Below are 11555 nucleotides of genomic sequence, written 5' to 3'. Positions count from 1 at the left end.
TGGCTGTTGTTGTTCCGAATCTGAAGGCTGCGTTTTCGCTGGTCAGGCATAGGTCCGGTGATTCGGCGGGAGTGGTGACGTGTCGTGTAGTCGCTCCCCGGGAGGTTGCAGATGCCGTCGGTCGTCGGACTGCTGGAACAGCACGAACTCGCCGCTCGCCGTCGAGTCGACGGGCTGCGGGAGGAGGCCGACCGCATCCAGGCTGAGTTGGCCGCCGCCGAGCAGGAATGGCAGGAGTGGGCGATCGCCCGTAGGCGGGTGGGCACCGTCCTGGCTCCGGACGATGGTGACATCGCCGGTCAAGAGGCGGTCCATGGCCCGCAGGACGCGGACGCGCGCTCGACGCCCGGGCCTGCAGCGAAACCGAAGTCGCAGGTGCCGGTGTGGCGTGAGGGGCTGGCCTCGGTCGGTACTGTCGGTGGACTATCAGCGCATCCTCACCGCGCTCGCGGACCGGCACCGGCTCCTTCAAGGGCCCCTGACCTGCCAGGAGTTGGCCGTGATATTCGGTCTGGACGCGGTGCCGGCCAAAGTAGAAGCGCTGCGGTCGAAGGCGAAACGCCTGGTCGCGCGGGGCTGGCTGGCCGAGCGGCAGCCGGGCCGGTTCACTCTCGCCCAGGGTGTGGCCGGGTAAGGCGGCGCGTCATGAGCAGGGTCATCGACCAGTGAGCAGTGTGCATCGTGAAAACTGCAGGTCTGGCGGGCTGGTGTGCGCGGGGTCGGGAGTGCTCGGGCTGGTCGGCGGCGGGTGTCCATGGTGAAGATCGTCTGACCGGTCGGCCGGGAGGGTTCTCTGGTTCTGCTGCGCCTGCATGAGCGGGCTGCCTACGATCCGTCACCGTGTCGGTACACGAGAGATCGTGGGGAGGGTGCGGGATGTCCGATCTGGAGCGGATCACGGCTCGCCGTAGCGAACTGGACGCGCTCGCTGAAGAGTTGGCCAAGCAGCTTGGGGAGGTCGAGGCCGAGCGGGAGGAGCTGGGGATCGCTGAGCGGGTCCTGCGCCGCCTGGTCGAACAGGACCGGGCCGATACAGAGACTGCTGAGGCGGCGGTTCCGGTGAATGCGCAGGTGGCGGGGCGTGCGGTGCTGCTGATCCCGCACCGCGGTGAGACGGGCGACGAGGCCGCGCTGCCCGCCGGCTACCGCCGGATCCTGGCGATCGTGCGGGCCGCTGGCGGCCCGGTGCAGGTCAGGACGGTGGGTGAGGAACTGGGGCTTGAGGCGGGGGTGCGAGGGAAGCTGGAGCCGTTGCGGGCGAAGATGACCAGGCTCGCCGATCGCGGCTGGCTGCACAAGCGGCCTGACGGGAAGTTCACCGCGCGCCTGTAGCAGCGTCGGACCGGGGGCTGCAAGGGGGCGTAACCGGCGGGCCCCCGACGGCAGTTGAGTTTGGTGTGAAGCAAAACAACCATCCCGTCGAGGGCCCTGACGGCCTTGTCTACACCGCCCGCCTGCCGCTGTCGAGTGCCACCCTGAACTGGCTCGCCGACTTGCTACGCGGCCACTGCAAGAAGATCGGCTCCAGATGGCGGGCCCTGCCCGCAGGGAAGATCGCCGGCATCGTGCTTGCGGTGCTGCGCTGTGACCAGCGGCCCGGCGACCTGGCCGGCGGCAACGGGGTGCACCGCACCACCGTGACACGGTGGGTGCGGGAGGTCGTGGGTCTGCTGGCCGCCCGCGCCCCGCGCCTGGACCGCGCCCTGAAGAAGATCGCCCGAACGGGTGGCGGGGCGGTGCTGCTGGACGGCTCCTTGATCCGCACCAAGCGGCGCACCGGAGCCGACAACCGCAAGAACTACTCGGGCAAGAAAAAATGCCATGGCCTGCTCGTGATCGCGCTCACCGACGACCGGGGCCGGCTGCTGTGGATCTCCGCGGCCCGGCCCGGGCGGACCTCGGAGATCACCGCCTGCCGACACGGCAAACTCACCGCCCATCTCCGCGCGGCCGGCCTCGGAGCCATCGCCGACCTGGGCTTCGTCGGCCTCGACGACAGCGATCCCGACACCGGCCCGGCGGTGATCACCGGCTACAAGGCCGCCCGGAACCGGCCCCTGACCCGTGGCCAGAAGCTGTCCAACAAGGCACTGGCCGCAGTGCGCGCCCCGTTCGAGCACGGCTTCGCGCACCTGAAGAACTGGCGCGTCCTGGGCAAGGTCCGCACGGATCCGAGGTGGGCGACCGCGCTGGTGCGGGCCCTGCTGGTCCTCACGAACAAGGAAGTTGCCCGATGACGGACGATCTTGTCGCTGGACTACCGCCCCGGACCTGGCCGAGCGTCCCGACGCCTACGCACACCAGCCCGCCCGACCTGCAGTTTTCACGATGCACACGTCTCAGTAGGGCAGCGCCAATGTGGATGGGGAGACCGTGGTTCACCAAGTCGGTGGCGAGGAGTCGACGGAAGTCATGTGGGGTGAAGTCGGCCGAGTGGAAGGCGGGGTGGTCTTCTGCGAGTTCGCCGCAACGGCGTTTGAGCATGTTGACGGCGGTGGTGTCGGAGATGACCTCGTCGTTCGTGCCGATCCGCCGTTGGAACAGGAACGGCATGGGCGCGCTGCTGCGGCGCTCGTGAGGGTCGTAGCGCGGCAGTAGCGGGATCGTGCGGCTGTCCCGTGTGTGGCGTCGGATGATGGACGCGATGACGCCGAACAGTTCCGCGGACATGGGGATGACGCGTTCCCGGTCGCTCTTGGATGGAGCGATCACGAGTAGGGCGATGACTTCTCCGCCTGGCCGCTGGTACTGCCGGATGCTGAGATGGGTGAGTTCGAGTGCCTCTTCGATACGGACGCCCGAGTGCCGGAGAACTTCGACGATCGCCCACTCCCAGAAAGCGGCGTCTTCGGCTGCTGTGACGTTGATGGACTTGCCGCTGCTTTGGTCGCGGACGCGGACGTTCGCGTTTCCTCCGAGTCTGACGCGTCGTTCATCGGCCCGGCTCCACAGCCGCTGGTAGATACGGCCGTTGGGGGCGATGGTTGTTCCGCCGGCAGCGTCCGTAGCTTGTTCCAAAAGCGCGTGGAGGTGGCTGTACCGGTTTTCCATGTGTTCCACGAGGGTGCTCAGCAGGGGTTGACGCCGCCGGGTGCGATCATCCATTCGCTCCTTGACTCGCCGTTTCCGGATTCCGTAGCCCCGGACGTCCGTGTCGGAGACGGGACAGGGAGCGACCCAGACCGCCCACTGCTCGGGTTCTGCGGCGGCCCAGGCTTGCAGGTCGGCGTAGAACGCCCGGACGGCTCTGGGCCGGTCATCTCGTCCACCACCGGTCCGCCGCTGAACCCGGTGGTCAGATCGTTGGCCTTCGCCAGCTGGAGCAGCCGCCCCACGCCGTCGGCCTCGGGTAGCAGGCCGCCGACTTCGCGGTACCCGAAATGCCCGCTCCGCGGCGCCTGGGCGGGGAACCCGAACGAGAAGACCCCATGCCCCCGGCACCCCGCGCTCGTCCCCATGGCCATGGCGCGGGCCCCCGCCGGAACCGAGTCCAGGCGGAGCCCGGCGACATCCTCCGCGTCCGGTGCCCGCTACTCCTCGGCCACCGCCTCGGCCAACACCCGTGGCACGTCCGGCAGATGAGGGAAGTGCACCTCCACCCGGCCGCCCGGTGACCGGTCGGCGGCGCGCACGACATGCGCACAGGTGAAGCCGGTGTCCCCTCCCGTCAGGAAACCCGCCCCGGCCACGGTGCCGTCCGACGCGAGCACCTGGAAGACCGACGCGGACACCGACGGCTCACCCGCCCCGGCGAGACCGCTCTCGTCGTCCGGGACGCCTGCCGTCGCCGCCACGGTCGTCACGGGGCATCCGGCGCGGAGTCACCGCTCTCCCACACCACACGGACCTTCAAATGGACGGCCGTCTCGCCGGAGGTGATGACCGCGCCGGCCTTCGCTGACAGGTTCACCCCGAACTCCACCTCCCCGGGGACAAGGCCCCACGGGGACAGGTCCCCGTGCTGGGTGTGCAGGGCGTCGGCGGTCACCACCGTGTTCTCCAGCTCGAGACCGTCCAGCAACGGCGCGAAGGAGGGAATCTCGTTGCTCTTGGAAGCGACCTGCCGCTGGGCCAGGACCACGCCGTGGTGGTCCATTGCCGCCAGCAGCTGGATCGCCGCGGCCGTTGCGGTTCGCGATCCGCGGACCACCTTGCCATCGACCGCGATCACCCGTCGCACCGGCCCTTTCTCCGCCTCCGGCTCAACCGGGGGCGGTGTTCTCGCCTGCAGATACGCGCTGATCGCCGCGTCCAGCGCGTCACCGTCCACGCGCTGCAGCAGGCGGCGCACAGTTGCGGCGTGTGGCACCGGCCGCAGACCGGTAAGTGGATCGGCAGCGAAGCCGAGGATGCCCAGCACATGCTGCGGGGCATCCGTGATCCACTCGCTGATAGCGATGAGCGAGCGAGCCCCGGTCAGCACCGCCGAGACAGCTGCGCACAGCAGCGCGAGGGCCGGATACCGCAGTCCTCGCGCATCGCGGGGATCGGCGACCACGATCAGGAAGCGCCGCAGGTCAGCGACATCGCTTGAGGTGAGGGGAACAGTCGGGGAGCCCAGTTTCCCCGGTGTGGAAGGGATGGGCGATGATGTCCGGGCAGGCACGGTCTCGCCCGGTCCTCATGGGTCTCGACAACCACATGATCACCAGCGCCGTGCCTGCTCTGCTCTCCAGGCTCATGCCGCACAACGGATACGACGCCATGTCACTCACGAGACCGGCGAACCGGACCAATCCCAATCACGCACTGGTCGCACAGTGACCCCGGTTCTTCGCCCACTGGGTCTGGACCACCCATGCTCCCCGCGTCTGGTGACCAGAACGACAAGAGCCGTATGACGAGAGATCGGCACGTACGGATCTGTGAGGGCCGAGGGGTGAGAATCCCAATGCCAGGAACTTAAGAAGGTCACTGTCCGTGTTGGTCACGGTTTGGGTGTCAGTCGTGTGCTCTGCCGGACGCAGGGAAGCTCCTCGTCTACGACTGGTGATTGTCGAAATCAACCAGGTGGGCGAGGAGCTTCCTTGTCGGGTCATGGTGCCATGGGCACGGGCTGGTCTTCCAGCGTGGGACGGTTGTTGACCGGTGTCGGTGGTGGGGTGCTGGCCCAGCAGGTCCCGCCGGGCCTGATCGATGAGGTGCTGGAGGCCACCGGTCGCTCGCAGCGCCGGTTCCGGGCACTGCCCTCGCGGTTGGGCATCTACTTCGTGTTCGGGTTGTGCCTGTTCAGCGACCTGAGCTACGGGAGCGTGATCGCCACGCTGGTGACCGGGTGCCGGAACCGGCTCGAGGCCGTGGGGTGGCGCCCGCCGTCGTCGACAGCGCTGACCACGATGCGTCGTCGGCTGGGGGCTGCCCCGTTCGAGCTGCTGTTCCGACGCCTGTCCGGGTCATGGCCATCGGTCAGCACAGCGGGGTCGCATGCGTTCGGGCTGCTGCTGGTCGCGTGGGACGGCACCAGCCTGGATCTCGCCGACTCAGACGCGAACGCGGAAGCCTTCGGCCGTCCGAGCTGCAAGAAGGGCGACGCCGGGTATCCGCAGTCACGCGCGGTCGTGCTCATGGCCTGCGGCAGCCACCGGATTATCGACGCGGTATTTGGCATCTACCGGAGCAGCGAACGGGCCCTGGCCGAGCGCCTGTTGCCGACTCTGAAGGCCGGAATGCTGCTGCTCGCCGACCGGGTACCCCAGCTACCGCCTGTGGTGCGCGGCGCGGGCCACAGGCGCCGACCTGCTGTGGCGGGTCGCGGCCGACCGACACCTGCCCGTCCAACAGGTGCTGCCCGATGGCTCTTACCTGACACGGCTGACCGACCCTGCCGACTCTCACCGCCAGGCCAACAAGCGAGCCCGCCGCCGCAAGGCCGGCCAAGCGCCACCTGCTTCTCTCCCGCCCCGAGGCCCCATCGTCCGCGTGGTCGAGGCGGTGATCACCGTGCGCACCGGCGACGGCACCGTACGGACGGGCCACTACCGGCTGATCACCACGCTGCTCGACCCGCAGCTCGCGCCCGCACGCGAACTGGCCGCCACCTACGCCCGAAGGTGGGCGGCGGAAACGGGGTTCCGGGAGATCAAGACCTTCCTGCGGGGCTCGCACCGCGCCCTCCGGGCCACGGACCCCGAGGTCGCCCGTCAGGAGCTGTGGGCCTACTTGATCGTCTACCAGGCAATCCGCCTGATCATCTGCCAGGCAGCCCTCCGCGGGGAAAGCCCAGAGCCCTCGAGGATCACGTTCACTGCGGCCCGCGACGCCGTCCGGCACTCGATCACTACCACACCCGGGGACACCGAGGCGCACTGCGAACAGCTCTACCAGGACCTGTCCCGGTGCCTGGTCACCAAGCACGTCACCTGCCGGACCTGCCCGCGCATGGCCAAGAGGCCGCTGTTCCACTTCCCCTCCCGGCAGGCATCCAGCGCTCCCGCCTCGCAAAACGTCACCTACCACCTCACCATCACCACACCGGAACCCGCACCAGCACACCAAGATCCTCGCCGTCCCCGAAGCTGGCATCCGGCGACAAGGACCCGCGATCTGAACGGTCCCGGCCTGTTAATTCCCCGTTCCACCACCGGGCCCACTGCACCGATGCTTCCGGGACTGCCAACCGGGCAAGGCTCGCCCGCACTTCAACTGCCGGCATCAGCGGGGGCACCTCAATGTCGGTGCGCGGAACCAGAGCAGCCGCATCGCGCACGAACAATCCGATCACGAGCTTCCGCGAGGTCCCGCTTCGGACCTGCCGGCTGGACGACCCGGCATATCGCATGACGGACATCCTCTGTCACTGACGCCGTCCAGGCCACCCTCATGACGCTCCCGATCACGGCCGGGCACGATCAGTAGGCGAACAGGTGTGGAGTCACGACCGTGTCCCGATCACGGATTCGGTGCATCCTGGAGGTGGACGGCAGGATACGCGGGAGGCCGGGAGGGTGGAACGGGTCGACGATGATGATCCCGGAGGATGCCATGGCCGACGGGGCGGCGCGGCTTTTCGACATGGCGCAGATGGCCGTGGCGACGCTGGACGCTCAGGGAGTGGTCACCGGCTGGAGCCGGGCAGCGGAACGGCTGATCGGCTACTCGCGTGAGGAGATCGTGAACCGGCCTGCCGTGAGTCTGCTGGACAGGTCCGGGGACCGGGCGACAGCACTCGACGTGGTCGAGCAGTGCCGCGCTCAGGGTGACTGGGACGGTGTGGTGGCTGTGCGGCACCGCGACAGGCGGCGGCTGAGACTGGCGGTGCGGGTCTTTCCATTGCTGGATCCGGTTGGTCGTAAGGGGTGGGCGGTGCTGGCCCTGGGTGAGCAGGGGACGCCGGGCTCAGAGCTGAGCCGGATGATGTTCGAGCCGCTGCTCGCGCACTCGCCGGTCGGTGTGGCAGTGCTGGATACGGACCTGCGATGGGTCTGGGTGAACGACGTGCTGACCTACGGCGGTGCGGTGCCCCGCGAGCGACGGCTGGGGCGAACGGTGGCGGAGGTGCTGCCGCTCGAGGCCGCCAAGTTCCAGGAGCTGCAATTTCGGCGTGTCCTGGAGACAGGCACTCCGGCGCTCAACGTCGAATTCTTCGTGCCCTCTCCGGCGGACCCGACCCGGCGGCACGCGTTGTGGGAGTGCATCTTCCGTCTTGAGGACTCGGCCGGCCAAGTTCTGGGCGTGTGGATCATGGCCGTGGACAACACCGAGCGGTGGCGGGCACGAGAGCGCCTGGCCCTGCTGACCGAGGCCAGCGCGCACATCGGCAGCACGCTAGACGTGGAACGGACCGCACAGGAACTCGCTGAGGTCGCGGTGCCGCGGTTCGCCGACGTCGTCGCCGTCGACCTGCTGGAGGCGGTCCTGCACGGGGAGGAACCTCCTCCGGGGCCGGTCGGCGGCACTGCCATCCTGCGCCGCGCGGGGCAGCAGTCGATCCGTGACGAGTGCCCCGGGACGGCCGCGGAAGTCGGGGACGTCCTCCACCGCCTGCGCACCCCGTCCTCGGCCCGCTGCCTTGATGACGGCGTGCCCGTGGTGGAATCGCTCGCGGATCTCTCCTCCAGCGCCTGGATGGCCGAGGACCCGTCCCGTGCGGCCACGGTCCGCACCCTCGGCATCCAGTCGGTCCTGGTCACTCCGGTGCAGGCGCGCGGCGTCCGCCTCGGCGTGGCGACCTTCCTGCGCTTCCGGAGCCCGAATCCATTCGACCAGGAGGACGTGAGCCTGGCCGAGGAACTCGTCGCCCGGGCCGCGGTATGCCTGGACAACGCCCGCCGCTTCACCCGGGAACACAAGGCGGCCCTGGCTCTGCAGCGCAGCCTCCTGCCGCGCGGGCTGGCCCCGGGGCCCGTGCTGGAGGTCGCCTCGCGCTACCTCCCGGCGGAGGCCCCGCACGCGGTGGGCGGCGACTGGTTCGACGTGATCCCGCTGTCCGGGGCCCGGGTTGCACTGGTCGTCGGCGACGTGGTCGGGTACGGCACACACGCCGCCGCCACCATGGGCCGCCTGCGCACCGCCGTCCGCACGCTGGCCGACCTGGACCTCCCTCCCGACGAGCTGTTGGCCCACGTGGACGACCTGGTCATCAGCCTGGTGGAGCAGGAGGACGCAGACTCGGTGGCCGACGACGAGCAGCAGGCGGTGGCCACCTCCGTGCTGGGGGCGACCTGCCTGTACGCCGTCTACGACCCGGTCACCCGGCGGTGCACGCTGGCCCGGGCCGGCCACCTCCCGCCCGCCATCGTCACCGCCGACGGCACAGTCACCTTCCCCGACCTGCCGATCGGGCCGCCGCTCGGCCTCGGTCTCCTCCCCTTCGAATCCACCGAGCTGGAACTGCCCGACGGCACCATGCTGGCCCTGTTCACCAACGGCCTCATCGAGGGGAAGAAACGGGATGTCGACGTCGGGCTGACCAGCCTCGCCCAAGCCCTGGCCCGCCCGGCCCCCAGGCTGGAGGACGTCTGCGAGAACGTGATCGGCACTCTGCTGACCGGTCCGCCGTCCGACGACGCCGCCCTTCTCCTCGCCCGCACGCACGGCCTGGACGCGGGCCAGGTCGCCTCCTGGGAGCTGGCCTGCGACCCGGCCGTCGTCGCGAGCGCCCGCGACCTCGCGACCCGTCGGCTCGCCGACTGGGGTCTGGAGGAGCTGGCCTTCACCACTGAACTGGTCGTCAGCGAACTGGTCACCAACGCCATCCGCTACGGGTTGGAGCCCATCCGGCTGCGCCTGATCCGGAACAAGGCTTTGATCTGTGAGGTGTCCGACGGCAGCAGTACCTCGCCCCGCCTGCGCCACGCCCGTACCACCGATGAAGGGGGCCGCGGCCTCTTCCTCATCGCGCAGCTCGCCCGGCGGTGGGGCACCCGCTACACCACGGCGGGAAAAATCATCTGGGCCGAACAGGCTCTTCCGGACTTGGCAGCAAGTCCGAGCTCGGTTCCCGAGCCCGCGTAGCTCCCACTGGTCGAGTGGTACGAGCAGTCAGCAGCGGAACGCCGACTTCGGCCTCCAGCTGGGAGAGCTGCTGGGAGACCGATGAGGGGGCGTAGGACAAGGCAGCGGCGACGGCCGCCAGGGTGCCGCGGTGCTTGAGTTCGCGCAGCAGGACGGCGGGGCTTGGCGGTCCCGTGCCCGGTCGCACGTTGCACGGGACAGCTCCCCGAGTGGCAACTGGCAGCAGAAAACCCCGGGACCATCGTGTCCCGGGGCCTCGCGCGGTCCGGCTCAACAAGCGGATGGTGGCGGTGTCACGCCCATTCGATGCCGAGTTCTCGTAGTGCGGCGCGCTGCGGGTCACTCAGCTTGTCCCTGTCCATTGGTGGTGTTTCTGATCAAAGGCGGCCGTCTGGCCTGGGCTGATCAGTTTGCTGTGTGGCTCGGGTCAGGTCATGTGGGTGTCTCGGTAGCCGTTCCGATCAGTGGGCGGTGAGGGCGAGGTGTCTCTGGACGTGCAGCTTTGTCAGATGGCGGGTGTTAGCTTGGCGTTTATCCTCGGCGGGCTTCGTGTTCCTTGATGGTCTCGGCGCGTTTGACGGTCTTGCCGACGTCGTGGCGCTTGGCGCGGTGCCTGTTCTTCGAACCGGGTGGTCGTCCCGGGCCGGGGCGGGACGGTTTCGGTGCGGCTGCCGGGCAGGCCGTGGTCGGTCGGAGGTTGCGAAACCCGCGGCGGACGCGGGCGGGGGTGAGGCGGCGGGGTTCGGTGCGGCGTTCCCAGGGGCGGCGGAGGTCTTCGGCGAGGGGGCGGGCGAGGCGGAGCTGGGTGTGGGCGGCGATGACGAGCCAGGTCCACAGGTCGGCGGTGTCTGCGTGGCGGATGTGTGGGGCGGTCCACCCGAGGGTCTGCTTCATCAGCCGGAAGGTGTGCTCAAGATCGAATCTGCGCAGGTAGGACTGCCACCACAGGTCCACCTGAGCGCTGCTGGCGGCGGTGGCGGAGCACCACAGCCAGACCGGTTTGGGGTCGCGGTCGCCCGGCAGGCGCTCGACCTGGAGGCGGATCAACGTGCCGTGCAGGATGGGCAGTTCCTCCTCGGCGTGGTCCAGCCAGGGGCCGCGGTGGGTGAGCCTCGGGTGTATCCGGTCCCAGGTGATCGCCTCGGCCTTGCCGTAGCGGGTGGTGTCCGTGACCGTGGTGACGTCGGGTTCGTGCCAGCTGTCGGGCCTGGCGAAGGTGAGGACGCCGCCGTGCCGGCGTGGCCGTCCGCCCTTCGGGCCGGAACGGGGCGGGCCGGGGTCGCGGAGCATGACGCGGTCCGAGCGCAGGCGCCCGACCAGCACGGCCGGCAGGTCCGCCAGGGCGTGGGAGAGGTAGGCGACGTCGTAGCCGGAGTCCATCACGATCAGGATCTCCAGGTCGCCTGGCTGCCAGTGCCCAGCCTGCGTCAACCGGCTGACGACATCACGCAGTTGGGCGGCGGTGACGGCGGTCGCGTCGTCGGCGGGGCCCAGGCGCACGGTGTCCAGCAGCGCGACCCAGGAAGTGCGGCCGGTCTCCAGCGCGCCGACGAAAGAGTACGGCCATCCGGATACCAGCTGGTCCGTCTTGCGGTCACCGCGTCCATAGACGTGGCAGAACAGCCGGTCGTCGCTGGTGGGGGCGTCCGGGCGCAACCAGTTGCTGACATCCACGGCCAGCACGATGCGCCCGTCGGCCGCCCTTGGCAGCGGCAGGCCGGCCAGTGCGCGGCGCAGCCGCGTCGGCTCCATCCAGCCCCGGTCCAGGGCTGCGTACAGGGCGCCGTGCCCGCGCCGGTGCTCGGCCGCCAGCGACAGCTCGACCAGGGTCTTCACTGGCCCGTCTGCGCACAGCACCGCGTCGGTGAGCTCGAAGAGCGTATCCGCGCGAGCGTAGAGGCATTCGTAGAACTCGACCCGAAAGCGGGACAACACGTCCAACGCCTCGCCTGCGGGCGCATCGACAGACAGACTCATACACAGCGGCCGTTCTCTTGTACTTCGTGACTTGACATCTCGAAGCGTCGAGAACGGCCGCCTCCGCTGTCCCGGAAAGAACCGCAGATCAGCAGGTCGGGTGACGTGCGAGGTTAAACGTCAAG

The 11555-nt window shown here is 69.2% G+C and carries 8 protein-coding genes and 4 pseudogenes; 6 read left to right on the top strand and 6 right to left on the bottom strand.

Translation table 11 applies throughout. The features are described 5' to 3' along the window. Positions 1 to 42 precede the first annotated feature (42 nt). Entirely contained in the window at positions 43 to 315 is a 273-nt protein-coding gene (locus ACFY2B_RS45490; protein ID WP_390768937.1) for a hypothetical protein, read from the bottom strand. On the opposite strand from ACFY2B_RS45490, the pseudogene ACFY2B_RS45485 reads away from it, so the two are divergent. The 3 genes and pseudogenes from ACFY2B_RS45485 (at position 208) to ACFY2B_RS45475 (ending at position 2237) form a co-directional block, all read left to right on the top strand. Further along, positions 208 to 634, top strand: a pseudogene (locus tag ACFY2B_RS45485) (hypothetical protein). The gene ACFY2B_RS45490 and the pseudogene ACFY2B_RS45485 overlap by 108 nt on opposite strands. 242 nt (positions 635 to 876) lie before the next feature. After that, on the top strand, positions 877 to 1332 hold the full coding sequence (locus ACFY2B_RS45480) for a hypothetical protein (protein ID WP_390768936.1): 456 nt from the start codon (positions 877 to 879) through the stop codon (positions 1330 to 1332). A gap of 65 nt (positions 1333 to 1397) precedes the next feature. Beyond that, positions 1398 to 2237: a transposase family protein gene (locus ACFY2B_RS45475; protein ID WP_390768935.1), complete on the top strand. Its 840-nt coding sequence runs from the start codon at positions 1398 to 1400 to the stop codon at positions 2235 to 2237. Here the strand turns inward: ACFY2B_RS45475 and ACFY2B_RS45470 are convergent. The 3 genes from ACFY2B_RS45470 to ACFY2B_RS45460 all read right to left on the bottom strand — a co-directional run bounded on the left by ACFY2B_RS45470 (position 2212) and on the right by ACFY2B_RS45460 (position 4498). Next, positions 2212 to 3105, bottom strand: coding sequence for a tyrosine-type recombinase/integrase (locus tag ACFY2B_RS45470; protein WP_390768934.1), 894 nt, complete (start codon positions 3103 to 3105; stop codon positions 2212 to 2214). The two genes, ACFY2B_RS45475 and ACFY2B_RS45470, sit on opposite strands and share 26 nt — an antisense overlap. A 425-nt stretch (positions 3106 to 3530) precedes the next feature. Beyond that, the gene (locus tag ACFY2B_RS45465; RefSeq protein ID WP_390768933.1) at positions 3531 to 3803 is read right to left on the bottom strand and encodes a hypothetical protein; all 273 of its coding nucleotides are present in this window, start codon (positions 3801 to 3803) and stop codon (positions 3531 to 3533) included. Further along, on the bottom strand, positions 3800 to 4498 hold the full coding sequence (locus ACFY2B_RS45460) for an ISAs1 family transposase (RefSeq protein ID WP_390768932.1): 699 nt from the start codon (positions 4496 to 4498) through the stop codon (positions 3800 to 3802). Before ACFY2B_RS45460 ends, ACFY2B_RS45465 begins: the two co-directional genes overlap by 4 nt. A 547-nt stretch (positions 4499 to 5045) precedes the next feature. Between ACFY2B_RS45460 and ACFY2B_RS45455 the strand changes: the two are divergent. From ACFY2B_RS45455 to ACFY2B_RS45445, 3 genes and pseudogenes are all read left to right on the top strand, one after another. Beyond that, positions 5046 to 5369, top strand: a pseudogene (locus ACFY2B_RS45455) (transposase domain-containing protein); the annotation flags it as partial. 331 nt (positions 5370 to 5700) lie between these two features. Beyond that, positions 5701 to 6780, top strand: a pseudogene (locus ACFY2B_RS45450) (transposase); the annotation flags it as partial. Positions 6781 to 6960: 180 nt separating this feature from the next. Beyond that, positions 6961 to 9453 carry a SpoIIE family protein phosphatase gene (locus ACFY2B_RS45445; protein ID WP_390768931.1) on the top strand — a complete coding sequence of 831 codons (2493 nt, stop codon included), beginning with the start codon at positions 6961 to 6963 and terminating at the stop codon, positions 9451 to 9453. 28 nt (positions 9454 to 9481) lie between these two features. Here the strand turns inward: ACFY2B_RS45445 and ACFY2B_RS45440 are convergent. Together ACFY2B_RS45440 and ACFY2B_RS45435 are read right to left on the bottom strand one after the other, a co-directional pair. Next, positions 9482 to 9604: pseudogene (locus ACFY2B_RS45440) on the bottom strand (LysR family transcriptional regulator); the annotation flags it as partial. A 380-nt stretch (positions 9605 to 9984) separates the two neighbouring features. Next, a complete protein-coding gene (locus tag ACFY2B_RS45435; RefSeq protein ID WP_390768930.1) occupies positions 9985 to 11430 on the bottom strand; it encodes an NF041680 family putative transposase in 1446 nt (481 codons plus the stop codon). Positions 11431 to 11555 lie beyond the last annotated feature (125 nt).

It is taken from the genome of Streptomyces sp. NPDC001270 (assembly GCF_042896695.1).
In the GTDB taxonomy this organism is placed as follows: Bacteria; Actinomycetota; Actinomycetes; order Streptomycetales; family Streptomycetaceae; genus Streptomyces.
The sequence above is the reverse complement of the archived record's forward strand: the minus strand, read 5'-3'. Positions and strand labels throughout refer to the sequence as shown.